This is a genomic window from Neofamilia massiliensis, from assembly GCF_001299475.1.
GTDB classification, from domain to species: domain Bacteria; phylum Bacillota; class Clostridia; order Tissierellales; family Peptoniphilaceae; genus Neofamilia; species Neofamilia massiliensis.
This window is the reverse complement of sequence record NZ_CYUJ01000003.1, coordinates 471,783-497,434: the sequence shown is the minus strand read 5'-3', so window position 1 is coordinate 497,434 and position 25,652 is coordinate 471,783. Positions and strand designations below refer to the sequence as shown.

The window sequence follows — 25,652 nt, the reverse complement described above, 5'->3', positions numbered from 1 at the left end:
TCACAATAAATTTAGAATATGGCGAAGCCAACCACAATCATTCAAAAGAAAGAAAAAACATTTTTCCTAAACTCAATTTGCGATTGGCGATAGCCTACCACCATTTACCGGGGACACACATAAATGAATGTCCCCTAACAAATCTTACCAATCATTTAAGCAAAATCCTATTTAAGAATAATTCCAAAACGGAAATAAAATTAAATAGGCCTTTAGACTGTCACGAATGCTATACAAAATCCGTGACAAACTAAAGACCTACTATCTTAAATAAAAAAATAACTCTTGCTAACAGTGTATCACCGCAACTTGCTACAAATCTAAACTATTCTTATCCAATAAAAAGTCAAAGAGATTAATAGTTAGTATTCCATTTTCGTCTCTAAATGGTTTTACTCTGTCTTTTACTATAATAATTTTTTTAAAAGAATCATCTATATTTAACAAAGACGCTTTTTCTTGATTCATTTTATCAAGGGAAGGAAGACTGTAAGCAGACTGAATATAATATCTTTTACTTCCTAAATTCGCAATAAAATCAACCTCTAGTTGTTTTTTTATATCCCTATTATCATCACTTTCTCTTTTTATGACCATTCCTACATCAACCATATAACCACGAAATCTGAGTTCATTATAAATAATGTTTTCCATTAAGTGAGTTGGCTCTACCTGCCTAAAATTTAATTTTGCATTTCTAAGCCCTAGGTCCTCAAAGTATATTTTATAAGGAGTTCCAATATATTTACGGCCCTTAACATCATACCTGTAGACTCTTTTAATCATAAAGGCATCTTCAAAATATCCAATAAATTTATCAATAGTACTTGCAGAAATTTTTGAATTTTTAACAGATAAAAAAGTTGAAGAAATCTTTTTTGGATTAGTAAGAGTAGAAATACCAGAAGCCAAAATATTAAGCAGGTCCTCTAACTCTGAACCTAAACGAACATCATACCTATTTATAATATCGCGCAAATAGACATTCTCCAATTGATTTTTTAGATAATTCATTTTGTCTTCATCAGTTTTCATCAAAGCTTGTGCCGGCAAACCGCCATATACTTGGTATTCGGCAAAAGCATCTTCTTTATCACCATCAAAAGTTTGGAGAAATTCAGAAAAAGAAAGTGGCATAACGTGAATCTCATCACCTCTACCAGCAAATTCTGTAATAATATCCTTAGACAAAAACTTTGAATTACTACCAGTAACATAAACATCAAAATTATCTTGACGCAAAAATCCATTTAAGACCTGCTCAAAAGATGCTAACAATTGAACCTCGTCTAAGAGTATATAAAACTTATCAGTGTTATTAGTTTTACTATTTATATATTCTAGAAATTTCTTAGGATCAACTAACCTTTCACCACTCAAGGTATCTAAATCCATTAGATCTTCGCCAATTTTTAATAAATCATTTCCTGAATCGAAGGCAAATCTTATAATGTGTTTATCATCAACCCCACTTTCAAGTAGGTGATTATAAAAAAGATTATTAAGCAAAAAAGATTTCCCACATCTTCTAATTCCTGTAATAATCTTGATAAATCCGTTATCCATTTTTCTTATCAACTTATCCAAATAAAAATCGCGTTTAATGATCATAATATTTCCCCTATTTCTATTTAAGATTATTTCCATTTCGGAAATTAAATTAAATACATTATACAATTTAATTCTAAGACAAGCAAGTCTATTTAAGAATAATTCCAAAACGGAAATAAAATTAAATAGGATTTTAGTTTTTGACTGGGGAGATTCATTTTTTGGGGACATTCCTTCAGGTGTATCCCCGGTTTTTTGAGAATGTTTTTTGAGTTAGGGGACAGTCAAAGCCCTAATCCAAATCTGTCCCTTGCCCGAGAAAGCGTGGGGACTGACCCTTGTGGTCTGTCCCCCTTCACCGCAAAGAAGCCGACTGAAAGGAAGGTCGATTGGTTGAATCTGACTGCCAGCTCCCTTAGCCTCTTTCTGAGTTTAGAGAATCACTAAGCCAATGAGAAAGACTATTTAGCTTAAATTCTTTTCGCAAATGGCGAAGCAAACCACAACTCTTCTAAAAGAAAGAAAACACTATTAACTTAAACACTTCTAGCCAACGGTGCTAGCAGCCCTCTGCAAGAGCTCTACAGGGTGTAAAAAGAGGAGGGGATTGGGGAGGAGAACATGAGGGAGTCGAAGCCCTAGTCCAAATCTTTGATTTGGTTACAGGTCTTGTGCAAAAGATTCCCAAGAGACCGACCGATAGGGAAAGTCGATTGGTAGAATCTGACTGCTCGAGCTTCCCTTCGTTCTCCTCCCCAAGAACTGAGAATCTTTCTGCTAACAGAAAAAGTAACTAACCGAAATAACTTCAATAAACTGCGAAGTCAACCAAAATTATTTTAAAAGAAAGAAAGACTATTTAGCTTAAATTCTTTTCGCAAATGGCGAAGCCTAACACAATTTGTAAGTTAAGAAACTAAATTTTTTTCCTAAACAACTTCAACAAATAGCGAAGCAGCCTTCCGCAGAAAAAGTATATGGTTTAAGCGGCCTGCCCCCCGTTGACCACAACAACAAATCACAAAAAAAGGAAGAGATTCTAAAATCCATTCCCAAACGTCAGGGGACTGTCCCTTGCGGCCTGTCCCCGGTGTTCACCACAAAACCTTAGCTAACAGCAAATCTAATTCAAATCACAAAAAAAGGGAACAGATTCTAAAATCTTTCCCTTGCTCGCCATATTGTGGGGACAGTCCTTTAGGTCTGTCCCCTTTTCCATAAATACATTGATACCCAGCAAAAATAAAACTAAACACATAAAACCAGCAGACAAATAAAACAAATTCACAATTATATCATCTTTGTAACAAAAAAAGACAAAAATTACAAAAATAAAACAAAAAACAAAATTAAAACTATCAAAACCCCAACAACAAACTTTAATACATTAAAACGAATCCACTAACAATAAATCTAAAAACAAAAGACAAATTAGAAACGATTATCAATATACAGTGGCCTAAAAAACTTTTTCCCCATCCCCTTGGGGACAAAGAAAAATCTAAAAAATCCAAGCAAAAAATCAATAAAAGATTAAATTTAAGTAAAAACTAAAAAAATTAACAAAATTTTTAAAAAATTTAAAGATTACTACACTAAAACAGTTGACAATGTTGTTAATAAGATGTAATATTATTGACATAAGAATGTAATAGTGAAAAATATACGAAAATTAGAAAAAAACGAAAAAAAATAAAAATAAAATTTCTAGATTAAGGAGAGTAGTAACTTGAACAAAAAGAGAATAGTATCTCTTATCTTGGCACTAACAATCTTATTCCAATCATTAAGTTTGCCAGTATACGCCATAGACAGAGATCAATACGACCAAAGATTAGCCCAAAGGAGTATAGAATACAAAGAAGGAATTTATCAGGCAGACCTTTACAGACTTGACCCTGAAAAAATTCGCCTAGCAGATCCAAAGAAAGCCTACGGCCTAAGGATCTATTGGTCATGGGAAAACGTAAAAGAAGGATTCGGCTACAGAATAAAACTAGACGATCATATCGAACTAGCCGAAAGCTTTGTAGACAAAGATACTTATTTAGACCAAAAAGACTTTACTGAGTCAGCCTTCCCATACTTCAATCAATTCAACTCACATATCCAAGAATTTAATAAGGAAGAAGAGATAAGACAAGAAGGATACCTAGGCCAAGCCCTAGATGCCAATAACCTTCCAGCCTTAGACGTCTATTACAGAAATGGCTACCTAGACCTAGTACCTCTAGAAAACGTAGACAGTTCTTTTGGTGACCTATTTTTAGCAGGAGTAGATCTCCTTCACCTAGAAGACTTCATCGGAGAAGACGTCGATCCACAAATTGAAAAAATCTTAAAACTAGAAATTACAGAAATTCCAGTAACTCAAATGACAGAAGAAGAAAACCTAGCAGAGATCCAAGAAGAAAATCTTGAATCAGAAAATACCCTAGGTTTATTTGCAAACCCATTATTCTCAAGAAAACAAAAAAATGAAAACACTACTCTAGAAATAAATAACCAAGAAACAGAAGAACCAATAGAAGGAAAAAATCTATTAGAAAAAGCCAAAGACCTTTTTGAAATAGAAAACCAAAAACCACAAATAATTGACCTTGATCTAGAAAAAATTATAGATCTAAAAACAGAAAGTTTAGAAAGAGCATATATAATAGAAGAAAACCTAGAAGAAGAAATTCTAGACGCAGACCACCAAGGTCAAAACATGGATTCACAAATCCTAAACCTAGACGAAAATAACGAAATCGTCCTAGAACTACCAGGAGAAAAAGAAACAGAAGAAAAAGCTCTTCCAGAAGAAAACTTAGAACAAATAGAAACAAAAGAAACAGACAATATAATAGAAGAAACTACTGAAGAAGAAAATAATGCTGGCGAAGAAGAACCTAATATAGAAGAAACTAATATAATAGAAGAAAACTCTCAACCAATAGAAGAAAACTTCGAAGAAGAAAACCAACAAAATCCTCAAGAAGAAATCGTTAGAGACGAAAACAGTATCTTCAACCCAGACACAGAAGAAAAATCAATAATTCAAAAAGCAGAAAAACCACTAAGAGCAAACAGCATAATAAAAAAAGCCCCAGTAGAAAAACCTGAAGAAAAAGCTCCAGTGGAAAATAAAATAGAAAGAGAAATTGAAAAACAGCCAGTAGAAAAAACTGACTTAGAAAAACCACTAGATCAAGAAAGACCAAAAGAAAAGCTAGAAGAAAAAGAAACTCTTCCATGGACAGACCTAGTTCCAGCAGAAAAGCACGAAGACCAACTAGTAGACTTTCCAGAAGAAGAGGAAGAAATAGCAGTTAATGGCCTAATAAACTTAAGAGACAAATATATAAAAATAAAAGCAGAAAAAGGCCAAGAACTTTTCCTAGTAGACCTAGACCAAGAAGATCCACTTCTAGCCCAAATGACCTTAGACCAAAAAAACAATCTAAGACCCCTAGAAGAAAAAATCACTAGCTACAAGGCAGACGAAAACGGTAACCTAGCAATTAGTCTAGCCCCAGGATCCTATGACCTAATCGCAGGCGAAGAAAGTTACCACATAGACCTAAGAGAAAAATTAGAGGAAACTTTTTATGCCTTCGATATGACCGACTACAATATCGACAGGCCATTAGAACTATTAGTAGACGGCGAAGAAATAACTGACCCAACCTATGTCCTAGATTTAACAGCAACAGAAGACAAAATTATAAATGCGGCAATTGCTATGAGACTAGCAATGGACAAATTAGGCTTGAACGAACTTGGAGCAGAAACTATACACAACTTCCAAGTATCCTACAAGCTAAAAGATAGCCAAATAATAGCAGCCTATGATCTAGCTAAAGAAAATACTTTAGAAGACCTAGAAGCTATGGGCCAAGACCAACCAGCTGATCTAGAAATATCAGCCCAAGAAATAAAAGCAGCCATAGCTATGAGAATAGCCATGGACAATCTAATTGACCTAGCTGGCACAGACGAACTTGGAGAAGAAACAATAAACAACTTCCAAGCAACCTATGAGCTAACAGACGACCAAATAAAAGCAGCCTATGAATTAGCAAAAAACCATAGCCTAGAAGAATTAGAAAAAATGGTCCAAGACCAAGCAGAAAAAGAAAACCGTGGCCTAGAAGTTTCAGAAGAAGAATTTCCTGGGGCAGTAGGTGCAGGTCTTGAAGGTCTAGAAAATAAAAAGTTCCATATTATGACTAGGTTTGATACCTCAACAGCAGTTGGTCCAATTAAAAAGGATCAGTACTTTAGAATACATCTAGACGAAAAATTAACAGTCAAACCAGAAACAACACTGGAACCTATAAAATACAATAATGAAGTTATAGCTACTCCAAAATATAATAGTTCAGATAATACAATAACTTATACAATTACAAGAGATATAACAGAAAATATCCAAGTCCCATTAAATATTCCAGTAGACTATAACACAGCTAATATCCAATTAGATGAAAATGGAGAATTTGTGGTAACCAACAAGGTATCTGGCCTAGGAGTAAAAGCACCTCAAGACCTTGTTCCACAAAAAGTAGACAAAAATGGTAACCTAGCAGGTTCAATTATCGAACCAGATAGAAAAGATGTTACAGAAATAATAAGTCCAGACGACTCAAATTACAAAATAACTACTGACGCAGTAGCGAACCCAGTAATAAAAGACGGAAAATTAGTAGGCTACAACTGGACCATTAAAGTTGCATCAGACACTGACCTAAATACTCTTGGCTACAAAGCCAACTTTACAACAGTAAAGGGATCTGGTCTTGGTGTAATAAATGATGTCATTATAAATGGTAGTATAGGTGGCCTAAAAAAGCAGCTTGAAAATGCAACTGGAATTGTTGACTCCAAACACCATATACCAACATCTGGCGCTAGAGAAGTAACCTACAATTTCTTTACACCTACAAGAAATAAACAAGAAAAGTACATGATGGATATATCTATCGTACTTACTAATAAAAATAAAGTTGGTGCCAAGAGAATTGTAATAGACGAAGGCTGGCCAATAGAAAAGGTCAAAGAATCTACTCCAAATAGAGTAGATATGAACAACAGGACTACAATCCTTGGCGAGTTCACATCTAATACTAGCGCAAAATGGACAGTGACAGATGCAGTTTCAACTGGCGACGTAGACAAAGATAATAATATCTCCACAAGCCTACCATTAGAAACAAGAACACTCGGTGGTGGACAAACTTTAAACCAAAATGGTGGCCAAGTTGCAGTTTATAAAATAGACCCAACTTCAGGCAAGATGGTTCAAGTTGGACAAACTCAAACAAACGTAAATCCAATGCCATCTAAAGGCCAAAATCCAGGATCAAGTGACGTTGGAACAATTGCAGTCTATGAATACAACACAAGTATTCCTGCAGGAAACAAAAATCCTCAAGCACTTGGCGGAGTTGAAATTTCAAGATATGAAGATCTTAAGATAAACCAATCTTGGACCCTACAAGAAGGTCAAAAAATGCCAAGTCAAACTATTAAGGCAGTAGACCCTAATACAAATAATGAACTTGGAAAAGTTGAGGTCCCTGCATCACAAAGCACAGACCCAAGAAGATCTATAATAATTCCGCAAGTAAAAGTTTGGGATATAGATAATTTTGGAACAGCTACTAAAGCTCAACCAGAACTTACACAAGATTTCCCAACCAATGATAAAGATCCAAATACTGGAAAAACAATTAGATACTATGAAAACAACAACTATTATCTAAAAGAAACAGACGAATACTATATTCACAACGGTGCAACAGTAGAAGAAATCCCAACCTTTGCTAGCTTTACACTAATAAAGAAAGACAAAGAAGGTAATCCACTACCAGGAGCTACTTTCAAACTCCTTAATGGACCTCAAGTAGTTACAGATGAAAATGGTAAGGCACTATTTTCTAATATAGGACCTGGTCGTTATACTCTTAAAGAAACTAAGGCGCCTAAAGGCTTTAAGGTCAACACAGAAAATATAATTCTATATGTTGACGAAAATGGCAGACTTTCAAAAGAAGGCGGACCTGGAACTTTAGAAATAGGAGCAAACCCTACAAAGTCAGTTGCCCATGGCGGATATCCTGACTACATGAATGCAATGCAGTATGCAACAGTTGATGAAAACGGAGATGTAACAACTTATATCTACCTAAAAGCAAATGCAGCAAGTCATGGTGGCTCAACTGATAGGGATACAAGGCTAAATATAGTTTCAGAAGGTGGGGAAATTAAAAGATTAGATGATGTCCAAGTCTATGACGTAAATCCATACTACAGAGACTCACTTAGGACAGAAATGATCCAACAAAGTGTTGACCAGAACACCATAGACATGATAGGCAATACTAATGTTCTAAAATCACCAAATGATAAACCAATTAGAGCAAGTCGTAGACCTAGAGATCCTTACACTAAAGAACTAGGTTATAAGATTACCTTCCCTAAAGAAAGATTTACTAACGACTGGGGTTTCCTAGTTGTAGCAAAATCTACCAAAGATAGGAACTCTACACAACAAAGAATCCACTATGACTGGCTAACAGACCAAGATACTGCTACCCAAGCTAAACTAACAGATCAATACATCACTCCTACTACAGCAGAAGATGCTAAGAAGGACACAACCCTTACTATTACAAACGAAGCCTTCCAAACTCGTCCTGTAGAAGTATTAAAAATCGATAAGGATAAAAAACCGATTCAAGGTGCAACCTTTGTTATAAAAGACGAAAAAGGAAATCCTATCACAACGGTAACTTCAGACGCAGAAGGTAAAGCATCCTTTGGAAAACTTCCAGAAGGTAAATATATAATAGAAGAAACTGAAGCACCAGCAGGTTACAACAAATCAAATGTAATTTTCTATGTAACAGTAGATGATTCAAATCAAGTAACTTATGAAGCTAAATTTAAAACTGGTGCTGGAAACCCAGTAAATGGAAAAGATTACTGGATAGAAGATGAAGAACAAACTCAAGAAGATGCTAAAGCAGGAGTAAAACACGTAAGTCAAACCCTATCCATCCAAGAAGGAGAAGAAGGGGATATAGGTAAAAGACCAGGCGTATGGGAAGCATATAGACTTGAATCTTTAAAATACCAAGCAACTATTGACCTTGAAAACACAGCTCCTGGCAAGAGATTTTCAATCCAGTTTGACCCTAACCTAGACTTTACCCAATACTTTGGAGAACTTCCTAAGTTATTAGTAAATGGTAAAGAAGTTGCAGACCCATACTTTGACTATAGCACAAACAGACTAACCTATGTATTTAATGAAGACTCAGCTGGAGGTGAGGGTACTGCAAAGATTAACCTAAGAGGTATTATTCCAAGTAAATATTTTGCCCAATACGACGGAACTTATAACTTCACAGTAACAGTTGAACCAGGACAAGAAAATGTGACTGGCGATCAAACAATAACACAACCTGTCAAGGCCAATTATGAAGATTATGACTATGACCCAGCAGCCAAAAAAACATCACAATCATATTACTTTAGAGATGTCTACATGGGCGATGACGGCGAGTGGTATGTAACAGCTCTTGCATATTACAACCCTATATATGCAAATGAGGGAAATAATGACACACTAAACTTCAACTGGAAGTCCACTAACTACCAATATGGTAACTATGTTAACTGGAAAGGTAATGGTAAAACACCAGCCTTTACCCTAAGAGATGTTAAAGTTTATAGAACAAGTCCAAACATCATCACACAACCTATAGAGGGAACTGAGTACAATAAGAAGATTAACAAAAATATGCCATTATCATTTGGTATAAGGCCAGAACAAGACCCAACAACTTATACTTTGTTATACAGCAGAAGTATTAATCCTAACCAAACTATAACAAATGATAGACAAGGCAACATTACACTTAACTATGATCCAAATATGTTAAATCCATTTGGAACGATGAGTGACAAAGGGCCTTTAGATGTACAAATGCCAAGTGTAGGTCCTTACTCTAATTATGGTTACGTAGTTGAACAAACCTTCAAGATTGACGATATGAATAAGTTCAACAATACTTGGAGAGCATTTAATATGTCCAATGGGTCTTTCAACTCTGCCTTTGTAACAAGAGCAAACTATAACAAGGCTGTTGGTGACCAAACAGGTGGAGAAATTCCAAAATTCTTCAGCCAAAAAGTTGGACTTTTTAACTATAAGTTTACACCAGGTAAGTTCAGTATAGAAAAAGTAAATGAACTAAATAATAGTGAAAAACTAAAAGGTTCAACCTTCTCATTGACAGATGAAGATAATAACACAATTTATAGGACTACAGACGAAAATGGTAAAATAGATTTCAAAGATCTAAAACCAGGATCCTATACACTAAAAGAAGTTCAGGCACCAGAAAATTACAACAAATCTAACAAGACTTGGACAGTAGATGTAAGTAATGAAGGAAATGTAACAATAACTGAATTTAGTATAGGCTCAACTGGCAAGCAATTAAGTGGAGATAATATCACGCTTGAAGTTACCAACCAACCAGTTGCTCAAAAGTTTGTTGTCTACAAAAAAGACGGCGACAACAGACCACTAGAAGGTGCAGAGTTTAAGCTAACTAAAAAAGGCGAAGATGGTAAATTCACTGACTTTGCGACAGGCACATCAAATGATAAAGGTGTAGTAAGCTTTGATAAAGACCTAAGCCAAGGAATATATATCCTAGAAGAAACTAAGGCACCTACAGGCTACACTAGGCTAAATAAAAAATGGGTAGTAGAAGTAGATGCAAACAACAAGGTAAAAGTCTACAACTATGTAGAACCATCAGGAACAACAGACCCTGAAGTTAATAAGTCTATCCTTGGAGATCAAGGAACAAAATGGGTTAATGTTGCAAAAAGACCACTTGATGGATGGATTCTTGGAGATAATAGGCAAACTGGTTACTATAACAACTATCCAGTGCCATATAAACTAGGTACAAGAATTGTTGCTAAAAACACTGGGGAAAAATATGTTATCCAAAGATATGTAATAAACCCAGAAGCAGACTCAATAACTCTTAAAAACGCGTCAATCCATAGAGAAAAACCACAGTTTTCTAATATGGATTGGTATGCAGGAAATGGAGTTTATAAGATATTTGAACTTGACAAGGCAGTAGAAGGTAAAGTAGAAGATATTAGATTAGAAAACTATGGCCTTACAGAAATTAAAGGCGTAACTGCAACAAGTCAAAATATCTCAGGACAACCAAGACTTTATCTAGACTTTAACGACAGACAAATTACAAAACCTATTGTTATAGATGTCAAGGTACCTTACACATCAGAAGATGGTGGAGTAGGTACAGGAATGGACCTTCAAACTGATAAGGGTCTATATTGGAAATCAGACTACTACGATAGGGCAAACCAAATCGTTGAAGGAGAACCAGTTACAACAAGTAGTGAAGCTGGAAATATCAAGGGTGCATATATCTCAGAAGACTCACTTGACGTAACCAACACTCTTGACAAAAAGGACTTCTCTTTCAAAAAAATAAGAGCAGGTTCTACAGATGCAGTTTCTGGAGCAACCTTTAAACTTATAGGACCAGAACCAAAAGAAGACCACAGATACGCTAAGTCTGATGCGAATGGAAATGTAAAATTCAGAGACTTAGAACCAGGAGTTTACAAACTTATAGAAACAGGTGCAGCTCAAGGTTATGAAAAAGCCAATACAGATTGGACAGTAACAATAACCAGAGACGGCAAAACTTATATAAGAGATAACGATACTGAAGGTACTCAAGGTCCAAAATGGCAAAAAGTAAATGACTTTGATAAAGAAAATGCTGGTAGGGAAAGAGAATCATCTTCATACGATCTAAATCCTTATAATGCTGGCAAGGCCAATAAAAGTTATATTACTGAAGTAGATAAAGCAAACAAGAAGTTCAGACAAGTGTTTATTGTAAATAAACAAAGAAACTACTTGAATAACCCTAAACTTGAAATCCACTTCTATCCAGAAAATAGAAATCTTTCTGAAGAAAACACAAAGATTTTATCAATTAAAGAGGTAGGAGCAAATTCTGAACCTAATAAAATTGAAAATGCTGGAAAAGATGTACCATATACATCTAAAATAGAGACTAGAAAAACCAAAGAAGGACAAGACATTGACAGGTTTGTAATCAATACTACAGTTGACCAAAGTAAAACTCTTATGGTAGAAGTAGAATCAGTCCTACCAGAATCTGGACCTTTTGGTTTAGGAATGGACTTTATAAATAGGGGAACTTATTGGGCAGCAGAAAAATATAACAGCCTAGATAGTGTAAACCTAGATCCAGTTCCACCGTCTACTGTTGAAAAAAATGCAACAATAGTAGTAAAAGATGGAAATCCTACTGGAACGAACAACCTAGGTCCAGTAAGGACTATGGCCTTTAGAAGTTCCGGTCTAACTCAAGAACTAAGAGTAGACCCACAATCAGTAACAGCCCTAGCCCTAGACGAAAACCTAAGTCAAGCAACTAACCTTCCAGGAAAGATTCTAGAAGAATATATGACTGGAAAACAAACTTTGAACCTTGAAAATCAAATACAAAATGATGAAACTACAAGCCAAATAAATTCAGGCTTAGAAATAGGTGATGAGCTTGTAGGAACACCAGTTGGAGCAGGAGAAGGATGGCAAGCAATAGACCCAACAAGGTCAGAAACTCCAACTACAAAGGCAAATCCTAACAATCCAGTTCAAGTTCAAACAAAGATAACTGACATTAATAAGGATACAAAACAATTTAAGCAAGTATTCTTAATTAATGGTAGTTTGAACAATAATAATAAATTTCCATTGAATCTTCATAGAGAACCATTAGCAAGTCTTGTTCCAACTGACATTATTTCTTATGAAGTTTACACTACAAAGAGCACCTCAATTGATAATGTAGTAAAAGGAAGCAAAGTAAGAGCAAACAATCCATCAGAAGACCCATATAGTGACAATAAAGTTAGACTATATTGGGATACTGCAAAAAACAATTACTTCTATATTGAAGTTACAGCCAGGTATGTAGAAAATGGAAGCGTCGGTTTAGGAATGGATTACTTCTATTCCAAATCAGGAGCACCTAACACTTGGCCAAGCTATTGGGGAGCACAATACTACAACAGTGCAAATGACATCAACAAAACTCAAGAACAAACTTACGATGTAAATCTATTGACTACAAGTGATGTTGGTACAGGAGGAACATTAAATAGTTCAGTTAGAACTGCAAAAGCAGGAGATATTGTAAATGTAACACCAGAAATAAATCCTGGTTATATACTTGAAAAATTTGAGGTATTAGATTCAACAGGAGCACAAGTTTCTTACACTAATAACGGCACATCTTATAGCTTCACAATGCCAAATAGTGATGTTACTGTTAAGGCTAAATTTAAGAAACAAGCTGAAGAGCCAACTAAGCACAAGATTTACACCCAAACTCCATCACATGGATCATTCACAGTTGACAAGACCGAAGCTGCAAAAGGAGAAGTAGTTACAATTACTCCAAAACCAGCACAAGGTTACAGAGTAAAAGAAATCTACGTTGGAAGTGGAGCAGGACAAGTTCCTGTAAACAACAATAAATTTACAATGCCAGACACTGATGTTACGATAAGAGTTGAATTTGAACAAGTAAGTCAACCTCAACCAACTAAACACAACATCAATATAATCAAAACAGAAGGTGGTACAGTTAAAGCTGACAAGTCCACTGCAGAACAAGGTGAGACTGTTAAACTTACAATTACACCAGACACTGGCTATGAAATACAAGCCTCAATACTTTTAGACAAAAATGACTTGCAAGTACAAGGTTCATCTATCAGCCATCTAGATAATACCTTTACAATGCCTGATGAAGATGTGTGGGTAAAGATTTTATTTAAGAAGTCAGAAACCCCAGCTAAATCTTTCATTGTTGGTAAAGAAAATGATGGTGGAAGAGGAGGAGTAACTGTAGATCCAACACAATCAAGAGATGGCTATGCTAAGGTTGGAGAAAAAGTTACTTTCACCTTATATCCATACAATGGATATAAGGCTACTAAAGCTACTGTCACAAAGAATAATGGTCAGCGATTAAGCGATACCGAAGTAATCTTTGATCCAGCAACAAACAAGGGTTACTTCATAATGCCAGATATTAGTCCATCTACTGGAGTAACGGTTCGTGGAGTATTTGAAAAAATCCCAGAAGGAGAAAGAACTGCATCTGAGGAAAGAACTGAAACTCTTAACTACAAGACTGACGTAATTGTAGATGAAAATCTTGCACCAGGCGAAAGAGTTGTTGACCGAGAAGGTACTAACGGCCAAGTTAAGTACAGATACACTGCAACTTACAACAAAGCAAAAACTACAGGTCAAACAGATGTAGCTGCACCAGCAGACTGGCCAGCAGATGTAATAGCTGCCCTAAAAGCTGGTAAGCAATCTGGCGAAGTAATTACTAATTTTGAAAAGCTAGAATTATCAAGAACAGAACCAACTAATGCAAAGGTTCGTATTGGTAAATCAGATGATCCACTTGATAGCTTTGATCCAGACACAACTGGAGATATTCTAATACAAGATTTAGAAAATAATATCAACAAGGATTTACAAATCACTAACAAAACTGGTGGACTTGGACTTAAGATCCTAAAGAGAGACATCAATGACATTCCTCTAGAAGGAGCAGAGTTCACTATCAAGAAGATGACTGATGGAACTTATGAAAAAGAAGATACAGACTTCACACAACTTACTGGAAAATCAGACGCTAACGGTGATCTAGTCTTTAAAGACAAAGACGGAAAAGAAGTTAAGCTTGAAAAAGGATTCTATGTTATAACAGAAACAAAAGCTCCAGTAGGCTTTAAGGAATCATCTGCTGACTGGAAGATTGAGGTCAAAGATGACGGTGGACGTATTTACGCTGAGTACAAGGGTCCACAAGAAACTTCAGCAAGTCTTATCGAAGATAACGACAAAGCAAATGCAGGTAAATCTTTTGATAATGCTGGAATTAAGTATTACTCAAGACTTACCTACCTAGATCCAGAGGCAAAGACCTTTGTCCAAAGAATCTATGTAGATACTAGAGGATATACAGGCAGTGACCAAATCAATGTACAAATCACTCCTAAGTACAAGAGAGAAGAAATTGATACACCATCAAAACCTCCAGTAACAATAAAAGAAGGTGTAAAGACAGCCTACAGAACAACTTACGAAATCACAAACCCAGAAGCAAACGAAGACGTACAGAAAGGAAATTATGACACAATTCTAAGATCATATGACCTTTCTAAGAAAGATATGTCTATGGTAAACACTGCAAGGTGGAGACCATTTGACTGGGGCTTTGATGAAGACCAACTAAACTTAGGCAAGGGAGTCTACATCATCGACGTAGAAGGTTACTATGATACTTCAATAATAGACGGAGTTGTAACCAACGAAGTAAAATATGATGATAATTACAACCTTCTTGATGAAAATGGACAGATAATTTCTGATAAAGAACTATTCAAAACAAAGGACCCTGCTAAGAAGGAACCATATAAGAGAACTGATATACCAGAAGAGGACTTAGGTAAGATTGATTTAAAGATTGACTTCTTTGATGGAAAGAGAGAGTTCAAGCAACTTAAGTTTGATGAAAATGGTAACCCATACTATGAAGCATTCCCTGGTGCATCCTTCCAAGGCGGTGCTAAAGCACTTACTGAAGCGAAAAATGTAACAGAGTATAAAGCACCAGGTGCAAAATATGCTAACTTTGTAAGCAGAAAGATTACAGTTGATGGAAAGACTTACGATACAGGTATAATTGACCCATCAATAGATAAAAATCCAACTTATACTGCAAATACAAGTGTAAACCTAAAACCTGTTTATACTTCAGACAAGCCGACTGAGATACCAAAAGATGGACTAGTAGTTGAAAACGAAAGAGAAAAATTCAATATCACATTCTCTAAACACGGACGTGATAACCCAGAAGACGATCTTAACAGTGAAGCAGTAACAGAAAACAGACTTGAAGGAGCAATCTTCAAGCTTCAAAAACAAGTTGCTGGTGGTTATGAAGACGTTCCTGGATCTACAGTATCATCTGCATTTAATGGTTACTTTGGATTTAGAGGTCTTGAACCAGGTCGTTATAGACTACTTGAAGTTAGACCACCTAAGGACTATGCACCACTTAAGGGAGCTGTTCTTCAATTTACAATAGCCTATGAAAAGGGCGATATAGATAAGGAAACTGGAGAAATCACCCCAGGTAGAGGTGTCATAACCCTTGAATATGACAATGCCAATGGCATTATCCAATATGCAGGTAAAAATGCAGAAGGTTCAGGTCAGTTAACAGACTTCGTAACATCTGCTACTGCAAAGAACATGGGTAAGATCATAAACAACAAACCAGGAAAAGGTAAAGTTGTAATCAAAAAAAAGGACCTAGATGGAAAACTTGTTGAAGGAGCAAAGTTTAAACTTACAAGAACATCTTTGGCGAAAAACACTGATGGCACTACTCCAGAAGATGCAAGCCAAATTGGTGAAGTTGGAACAGATGGAAAACTTATATTTGAAGATTTAATTATTGGTAACTACGAACTTGAAGAGATAAAACCAGGAGACGGTCACCAAAACATTGGACAAAAATGGAGGTTTACTGTAGGTGGTAAGGGCTTAGACCCATACTCTGGACCAATCGAAAGAACAGGTCAAGATTTGACAAGCAAAATCACTCTTGAAAGTTCTAAAATGGAAATTATCAAACCAGATAATGATGAAGCAACAGCTACAGCAAATACAATCTATCCTAACTCAGCTCATCTATTGTCCTTTGACAATGACTTTAAAATAGCTGATGGAACTGTTATAAAACCTGGAGATTATTTCCAATTAGATATAAGTTCATATACAGACCTTTACGGAATCTACAACAAAGATTTAGTATCTGGACTTGATATATTTGCAGATGGAATTGGTACAATAGCCAAGGCTGAATATGACGATCAAAACAATGTGATAACATACACATTTACTGAGTATGCCAACACTTATGAACTTACAGACTTTAAGAACAAATTAATATCTCACATTGACAGGTTTGCATTCGAGCCTCAAAATGACAAGGCAGTTTATCAAAATGTTCCTGTAGGATTCAAGATGAAAGGGGACCAAGAAGGACAATATAAAAACATTAATGTAATATTTGATGCAGGAACTCATAGTACTCCTGAAAATGTTTATAGAAGGTACCCAAATATATCATCTAAGATAACCTACTTTGATTACAAGACTGGTGAGTTTGAGCACATTATCTATGTAAATAGAGATCAAATGAATATTATTGATGGTACTCTAAGATACACACCAGGAATGGATATAGAAAATGTTAGCTTTAATATTTATAAGGTTAATTACAACTATATAAATCCTAACTATCAATATGGTAATTACTATAAGAACTTGATTTTATCTCCATCTTATGCAGTCAACATCAACGACTTTGTAAACAAAGGTTATATCTCCTCATTTTATAACTACTATGGAGAAATAACTAAACAAGACGGTTACAGCTATACTTTCCCTTATTACTGGGACTCCTATAATAGAGTTTATCGTAACTTCCTAAGCTCAGATGACACTTATATAATAAGAGTTACAGGTAAGATCAAAGGTGAGGACAAGAGTTTCTATGGAGCAACAACTAACCTTGATAGATATAATATCTATGGCGTCCCATATATGGGTGTTGAAAGACAAGACTATGTCTATGGTTTGCAAAATGAAAACACAGCAGAAGGTAAACTTGAAATAACTGCTATAAATCCTAAGAATGAAATCAACTTCAAGAAAGTTGATCAAGAAGGTAAACCACTTGAAGGTGCAAAATTTGCTCTTATTAAATTCGACAAGAACACTAAAAAGTGGTCAGAAACACCAGTATCTGGATCAGTAAAAACTTCTGGAAAAGATGGTTTAATCCACTACGAAAAACTATCTCCTGGAAAATATGCCCTTATAGAAATCGAAGCACCAAAAGGCTACAAGAAAATAGAAGGACATATAGAAGAATTCACAGTAGAAGCAAATGGTACAATCACAAGACTTGTAGAAAAGCCAAAAGAAGAGAAAACAGAAACCACTGAAAACTCTTCAGCTTTAGCAAATATAGCAGAAAAATTAAAAACTGCAGCGAAAGCAATTGTTGGCGATACTACTGAAAAAGTAAGTCAAGCAGCTGGAACGGCTCCAATAAATGTTGTAAACTACAAAGATATTGAGTTTATAAAGGTTGATGGAGACAAGAAAGAAACCTTCTTACCAGGAGCAGAATTCGAAGTCTGGTATAAGGAAAAAGAAGATGAAAAGTATCAACCTTATAAGATTAAAACTACTGAAGATGGCAAAGAAGTCGAAAAGACTAAGACTGTAACATCTGGAAAAGACGGAAAATTTGTACTAAATCCAAGCAAACCAGGCTACTATGCGCTAAAAGAAACCAAAGCACCTAAGGGATATGCTAAATACCCAGGTTGGATCAAAGAATTTAAGCTAGAAAATGGAAAAATCCAAGTACTTGAAAAAGATTTGAATAAAGCAACTCACAAGACAAGTGCTAAGTCACTAATCACAAGTGAAATTCTAGAAGTGGATAAGGATACGGGAACATTTAAACAAAGAATTATAATTAACCCTAACCACACTGAAATGACAATTCCATCTTACGAGTCCTATATCCGTATAAAGGAAAATGACTGGAAGATAACACCAAAGTACAAGGAATCAACAGGAAATGGAAAAGGTATTGGTGGAGAAGTCAATGTAGCTATTCTTAAGAAAGACGGAGATAAAACTCTAGAAAGCTTAACAAAAGATGACTTTAAGGAATATGACGCAATAAGCTTCACAACAGCAGGCAATGTTACAGGTTCAAGATACGGCCTAAAGGAAATGCTTGGAGAAACATCTACAACAGATAAACCTCTTACAACAACAGATTCAATAGTAATGGAATTTACTGGTAAGCTTGATGATACTAACACAACAGGCATAGCCGACCAACTATTTGAACTAGTATTTGACTCACAAATAGACGATTCCATTGAAGATAAGCTAGACCTAAGCATACTAGCAGGCGATAAGCCACTTTATGGAGACCTTGACACAACAAAGCCAATCCAAATAGAAAACCGCAAGGCGGAATACCCTTGGACTGGTGGTCCTGGTACGGTGATCTTCATCTTAGCAGGCTTAAGTCTTATGACTGCGGCGGCTTATGTTTATAGGAGAAAGAGGGAGGTGTCTTATGGTGAATGATTTTAATAAGGCACTGAGGCTGCCTCCTTAACAGAGGAAGTTAGTTGATTCAGGGGACTGTCCCTTCGGGCCTGTCCCCGGTGATGAAAAGTTAATTGTGGTGAAGGGGGACAGACCTCAAGGGTCAGTCCCCACGGATCCACGATAAAATCCATTTTATCTTAATAGTTTTTGAAAATGGTGAGATATGGACAAAAAGCTGAAAAAACAATTAAAAGATACTAAATTCTTAAAAGAGAATTACCTAAAAGAAGAAATTTTTGTTTGTACACTATCTTATAAAAATGGAAAGACCTTAAAAAATCTAAAAAAAGATGAAATAATTAAATATATTGAAGACAATTATCTTAGTGATAAAACAATTGACAAAAATAATTTAATTAATGACTTAATAGGGTTTAAAATATATAGAGATAGATTAGAAATAAAATACAGGGACAATGAAGTTTTTATGTCTTTTGTTAGTTATATTGTTTCATTGATAGCATTGGTAGTATCAACTATTACTTCTTTTAAGAGCTCAATTGATTTTAATTTATTAACCTTTGTTATTAAGACTATGGTTTATATATATTTGCTTATGATATTGTTTAGGTTATTAAAAACAGTAAGCAAAAATGGAGAAGTAGGAAAATTGAATGTCATTAATTATGGCATATATATTCTAGAAGCTATTAAAGAGGAAATGGATGAGTGTTCAACTGATTATCACTCAGAGATAAAACGCAATGAAAATAATTCATGTAAGAAGCTTTGTAAGAAGCTAGAAGAAAAAATTAGTAAAAAAGCTGAGTCCATAAGGGCGAGGCGGGGTTAGTGAAAGACTAACAGGGTTTTAAACCCACACAATTTTAATAATCGATCTTTGGGTCGTTTATAATAAGGGAACTGGGACCCTTATCCCAGAGTTAAGAAGACTTGAAAGAGTCTAGGAAATTATGGGAACTGGGACCCAATCCCAGAAAAATAAAACGAAGGAGTTTATTATGAACAAAAAACAAATTTTATCACTAATACTTGCATTAGTGATGGTAGTTGGAGCATTTAGCCCACTAACAGCATTTGCTGCAAATGATGCAGTAACAGAACCAACTGGAACAGTTGAAACAAGTCAACTACAAGATACAAAACCAACAGAAACTACTGTTAATCTTTATAAGTTGACAACTAAGACAAGCTATAAAGCAGGTGCACCATGGCTTCACAATGGTGGAAAAATTGATCCGAAAGAATATGCTAATTTAGGAGCAGATGTTACAGCATTAGCAGGAGCTCAATTTACATTCTACAAAATCAATGGAGAAAATGATGTAGAAAATGAAAAAATCCTTGAACTTTTAAAAGCTAACCAAGGAAGCTTCAAAACAGTAGCTCAAATGAACGATTTAATTGCTAATGGAAAAACTGAATTAACACCAAGTAAAGTTGATAATACTATGAACTCAATCGCTGCAAATAAACTTGCAGTTGCTACTGGCACAGGTTTAACAGATGGACATACTGCTGATACAGCTGAAAATACAGGTCTAGCAACTGTTACACTTGCTGATGGTTATTACTGGGTAATTGAAAGTAAAGCACCAGAAAAAGTAACAGGACAAGTAGCAGTACCATTTGGACTAACACTTCCACTTACAAACGCATATGATGTTGAAGATGAAAATGGTAAAATTATAGCTGAAGCTGGTACTAAATACCTTAACCCAGTTCACATTTATCCAAAGAACATTGAAACTAATGATGTAAAAATTGACAAGAACTTCTTAAAAGAAAAAACTGGCAAAATGACAGATGAAGAATTTGCTCAATTTAAAAAAGAAGCTATTGCAAGCGGATATACTGAAGAACAAATTGCAAAATGGGAAGCAGATATCAACAATTATGATGCAGAAAAAGCTAAAATTGCTCTTACTGTAGGAACAAAGGCACCTTACGACATAGTAACTGAAATTCCACAAAACTATAACTATACTTCTATGTCTTGGTCAGATATTATGACTAAGGGACTAACATTTAATAACGACCTTAAAGTAACAGTTTCACAAGAAGGACAAGATGATAAAGTATATGAATTTTCAAATGCTGCTACAGTAACAGGAGCAACATATGCACAAGGAAGCTATGGATTCGATTTAACATTCGATGAAAATGGCGAAATAATGAAAGATATATTAGCAAAAGCTCAAAATGGAGCTGTAAAGGTTCGTTTACAATATTCTGCAACTGTAAATAACAAAACAGTAGCTGATGATTATGAAAACAACAAGGTTTCATTCACACCAGGTAAACCAAACCCAACACCAAATGTAACTCCTGCAGATAACAAGATTGAAGTTACAAAAACTTGGGATGATGGAAAAGGTGGAACAGATGCACCTACAGGTGTTGAAGTAACTTACTTCCTAATCAATAGCAAAGGTGTAGTTGTAGATTCTGTTACAAAGAAAGGTCCAGACTTCAACCACACATTTGAAATTGATGCAAAAATCGCAAACGACACATTCACTGTAAGAGAAGTTGTACGTGGATACGAAGCATCTTATAAATCAGAAGAAGATGGAAAAGTAACTGTAACAAATACATCAAAACCTGACGTTCTAGTACCAACAAATCCAGAAGTAACAACTGGCGGTAAGAAGTTTGTAAAAGCTGACCAAACAACTGGTGAAAGATTAACTGGAGCAGAATTCGAAGTTTATGATTCAAAAGAAAATGGAAAAGTTTTAGCTTATGTTACAACAGAAGACGCTGAAAATCTTAAAAAAGCAGTTACAGATGCAAAGGCAGAATTAGACAAAGCTATAAAAGCATATAATGATTTATCAGCTGAACAACAAAAAGGCGAAGATGGAAAACAAGCTAAAACAGCAATCACCACAGCTCAAGAAGCTTATAATAAGGCAGTAGTTGAAGCAGCTCAACAATACAAATGGGTTGAAACAACTGATGATACTGCTGAAAGAGTAAAATTAGTTTCTGATGGACAAGGTAAGTTTGAAATAACCGGTCTTGCTTATGGAACATACTACCTACAAGAAACTAAAGCTCCAAAGGGATATGCTCTAAATGAAGCTAGATATTCATTTGAAGTTAAAAAAGGTTCTTATAGCGCTACTGAAGGTGGAGTAACTTATGAATCAGACGATCCAGTAAGTGATGCAACTGTTGGTGGAGCTCAAAGAATAGACAACAAGAAAGTAACAATCCCACAAACTGGTGGTATTGGTACTGTAATCTTTACTGTTGTTGGTATTGGTTTAATGTCTGCAGCTGTTGTAGCTATGAGACGTAATAAAGAAGAATCTTTTGAAGCTTAGGATTTTATAAATTTAAGTTTCCCATACTGGCCTAGTGCCAGTGTGGTTACATAGGGGAGAGATGATTTTTGCTTCGCCGTATTCTAAAGTTATTGCGACGCATAATCTTTCTCTTTAACTAAAAAAGTTGGGGTTTGCTTCGCTGTTAGCGATAGAAATTAATATTAAGAACTCGTTCTTTCTTCTAAAAGAGTTTAGGTAAAATGGGGAGGAGAACGAAGGGAAGCTCGAACTCCCTCATGTTCTCCTCCCCAAACCCTACCTCTTTTTACACCCTGTAGAGCTCTTGCAGAGGGCTGATCTTCGTGTTAGCTAAAATATTTTCAGTGCTAAACTTAATTGCATTTTCAAAAGTTATTGGAGCTATCGCTTTTTAAAAACTAAAAATTAGTTTATAACTAAAAAACAACCACAATTCGTAGGTTAAGATAATGAATCTTTTCCTAAACAACTTTTGTCAATGGCGAAGCAGCCTTCCGCAGGAACAGTTTAGGGTGAAAGGGGAGGAGGGTCTCGGGAGGAGGCGATGAGGGAGAATCTGACTCCCTTAGCCTCCTCCTGAGGTAGCGACTCATTAAGATAAAGAGATAGAGTATGCGTCGAGGTAACTATTGTAATCGGCGAAGCATTACCACAGTTTGCTGAGAAGGGGACAGACCACAAGGGTCAGTCCCCACATCGAAAAAATAAACGGGGACGATTTGTCCCCACTACATAGCCTTTGGGCAAAATATTTTTTGTGGAAAGGGGACACAGCTAAAGCAATGTCCCCAGACAGGGCAAAATAAAAAAAACGGGGACATTGTTCCCATGTTAGACATTTTATTATATTATTAATTAGGGGAAATTATGAGAACTTTTAATAGAAACAAATTTACAATTTTATTATTTTTACTTGTACTGGTGCTTGTTTTTGGGCCTAGGCAGGTTTTTGCTACTGAATTAGATATGAGTCCAGGTGATGGGGCTGATAGGGGACCTAGGGATGTGGCTTTTTGGAAGATCAATGATGATCTTTTAAAGACCTATCCTGATCATTTTAGGCTTTTAGAAATTTTGTCTAGCTGGTCTGAGGACAGGTTAGATGAGATGAGTTCTAGGAATGTTTTTCATATTTCTAATAAGGATTCTTATAAGCTAAATCTTGATCTTGAGACTGGGGTTTATTATATGAGGGATGTTACTAGTCCTCGTGGTGATTACTGGCTAGTTGATAATATTATTGTAGTCGGTAAGGATGCTCCTCCTCTTATTAAGATTAAGTGGACTAAGGGCGAGACTCCGCCACCACCAGGGGATACTCCTCCTCCACCAGGAGAGATTTTACTTTTTAAGTCTGATGACAGAGGTAAACCTCTTGAAGGAGTAGTCTTTCATCTTTATGACGAAAACGGAAATCCTGTAAAGACTAAGAACTATGTCTACGATCCTGATGGGGAAGTCGAAGACCTAGTTACTGATAAGGACGGTTACATTAGAATTACTAACCTGCCAAAGGGAACTTATAAGTTCGTTGAGGTTAGGACTCTTCCTGGTTATGAAATGGAGAGAGGATCTTCTTATGTAAAGGTGGATTATTATACTGGCGGTTTTGTCCATGTTGTCAACAAGAGATTAAAGGGCGAGATTAATTTTAAGAAGATTGATGGGGAGGATTCTACTCCTCTTGCTGGTGCTGACTTTTTAATCTATAGGAAGATTAATGGAGAGAAGGTTTATTTGACTGATGAAAATGGGGACAAAATCCATGCTAGGTCTGATAAAGATGGTAGGTTTTCTTTTAAGGATTTAGATTTTGGTTATCATTATGTTATTGAGGCCGAGGCTCCTGAAGGTTATGTTTTGTGTCAGGATGAGATAGAGGTTGTTGTAAATTCTGAGTCTTTTGATAAGACTATTGATGTTGAGAATTTTAAGAAACCAATTCCTACACCTGATGATGAGGGTGAAACTCCTATTCCTAAGGTTGGGGATATTACTCTAATTATTATGTTTATTGCCGGTGCGATTTTCGTTCTTGTAGGCAAGTATTTAATTAAATCTGAGAGAAATTAGAAAATAGGGTCTAGGGCCCTATTTTTGTTGAAAGAAGAAAACCCCCAGTTAGACTGGGGGTTCAGTATAGCTTTAGCGATGAAAAACCAACAAAAAACCTCCTATGATATATAATTAAATTGTAGTTCGCCAACTGCAATAAAAAATATCAAGGAGGTAAGAAAATGTCATCAATAAATGACAAACATAGTTTATCACATACAAAATGGAACTGTAAATACCATATAGTATTTGCACCGAAATATAGGAGAAAAGAATTTTACGGAAGCAAAAGATTAGAAATAGGACAAATACTTCGAGAATTATGTAGCTGGAAAGAAGTAAACATAATAGAAGCGGAAGTATGCCCAGATCATATTCATATGTTAGTAGAAATACCACCAAAACTATCAGTATCAAGTTTTATGGGATTTTTAAAAGGAAAGAGTAGCATAATTATATATGAAAGATGGGGAAAATTAAAATATAAATACAGAGGAAGACAGTTTTGGTGTAGAGGATATTATGTAGACACAGCAGGTAAAAATGCAAAAGCAATCCAAGAATATATCCAAAACCAATTAAAACAAGATCAGTTAAGCGAACAACTAACATTTGATGTAGTTGACCCTTTTAAAGGGTAGCAAGTAGAAGTTGCAAGTGGCGAACTAACCAACGCCATTGAGGCGTGGCTGGTAATACAGGCCCTTTGGGCCGCATTAGAAAAACCCCCGGCTACGCCGGGGGATGATTATTATTAAAATATATTTTTTGTGAAATTTCTTTTAACAAAAGGGAGGTTTTTGCTTCGCTGTTTGCGAGGGTTGTGAGGGGACTGTTGAAGCCCTAGCCAAAATCTTAGATTTTGTAGCAGGTCTCATGCAAAAGATTCCCAAGAGACCGACTGAAAGGAAGGTCGATTGGTTGAATCTGACTGCCGATTTGTGGCCTGTCCCCGGTGGAATCGTGGTTAAGGCTTCGCTGTTAGCGAAAAGAGTTTAGGAAAAGCGTTTTTTCTTTCTTCAAAAATAATTTTATTTGGCTTCGCCGTTAGCGAAAATAGTTTAGGAAAATAGTTTTTTCTTTATTTTAGAATAATTGTGGTAGCTTCGCCGTGTAGTGAAGTTATTTCAGTTGATTACTTTTTCTGTTAGCAAAAAGATTCTCAGCTCTTGGGGAGGAGAACGAAGGGAAGCTCGAACTCCCTCATGTTCTCCTCCCCAAACCCTACCTCTTTTTACACCCTGTAGAGCTCTTGCAGAGGGCTGATCTTTGTGGTATCAGAAGTATTTTCTGCTTGATGCTTAATTATGTAATTAACTTTATTGGAGCTATCGCTAGCTGTTGCCGTTTGCATAAGTTTTTGCTGCTTTTAATTTTATTTAATAAGT

At 35.7% G+C, this 25,652-nt stretch carries 6 protein-coding genes; 5 read left to right on the top strand and 1 reads right to left on the bottom strand.

The features are described 5' to 3' along the window. Positions 1-312: 312 nt before the first annotated feature. Positions 313-1,611: an ATP-binding protein gene (locus BN2667_RS06785; RefSeq protein ID WP_054252575.1), complete on the bottom strand. Its 1,299-nt coding sequence runs from the start codon at positions 1,609-1,611 to the stop codon at positions 313-315. Between the two features lie 1,669 nt (positions 1,612-3,280). Here BN2667_RS06785 and BN2667_RS06780 point away from each other — a divergent pair. The 5 genes from BN2667_RS06780 to tnpA all read left to right on the top strand — a co-directional run bounded on the left by BN2667_RS06780 (position 3,281) and on the right by tnpA (position 24,905). Continuing rightward, the gene (locus tag BN2667_RS06780; RefSeq protein ID WP_054252574.1) at positions 3,281-18,910 is read left to right on the top strand and encodes a SpaA isopeptide-forming pilin-related protein; all 15,630 of its coding nucleotides are present in this window, start codon (positions 3,281-3,283) and stop codon (positions 18,908-18,910) included. Between the two features lie 187 nt (positions 18,911-19,097). Then, on the top strand, positions 19,098-19,727 hold the full coding sequence (locus BN2667_RS06775; protein ID WP_054252573.1) for a hypothetical protein: 630 nt from the start codon (positions 19,098-19,100) through the stop codon (positions 19,725-19,727). A gap of 169 nt (positions 19,728-19,896) precedes the next feature. Further along, entirely contained in the window at positions 19,897-22,227 is a 2,331-nt protein-coding gene (locus BN2667_RS06770; RefSeq protein ID WP_054252572.1) for a SpaA isopeptide-forming pilin-related protein, read from the top strand. Between the two features lie 849 nt (positions 22,228-23,076). Further along, the gene (locus BN2667_RS06765) at positions 23,077-24,282 is read left to right on the top strand and encodes an MSCRAMM family protein (RefSeq protein ID WP_054252571.1); all 1,206 of its coding nucleotides are present in this window, start codon (positions 23,077-23,079) and stop codon (positions 24,280-24,282) included. A 173-nt stretch (positions 24,283-24,455) separates the two neighbouring features. Continuing rightward, positions 24,456-24,905 carry an IS200/IS605 family transposase gene (tnpA, locus tag BN2667_RS06760; protein ID WP_154865173.1) on the top strand — a complete coding sequence of 150 codons (450 nt, stop codon included), beginning with the start codon at positions 24,456-24,458 and terminating at the stop codon, positions 24,903-24,905. Positions 24,906-25,652 lie beyond the last annotated feature (747 nt).

Bases quoted from the DNA above. Each gene is read 5' to 3' on its own strand.
- BN2667_RS06785 (WP_054252575.1), bottom strand. From the start codon at position 1,611: ATGATCATTAAACGCGATTTTTATTTGGATAAGTTGATAAGAAAAATG.
- BN2667_RS06775 (WP_054252573.1), top strand. From the start codon at position 19,098: ATGGACAAAAAGCTGAAAAAACAATTAAAAGATACTAAATTCTTAAAA.
- BN2667_RS06770 (WP_054252572.1), top strand. From the start codon at position 19,897: ATGAACAAAAAACAAATTTTATCACTAATACTTGCATTAGTGATGGTA.
- BN2667_RS06765 (WP_054252571.1), top strand. From the start codon at position 23,077: ATGAGAACTTTTAATAGAAACAAATTTACAATTTTATTATTTTTACTT.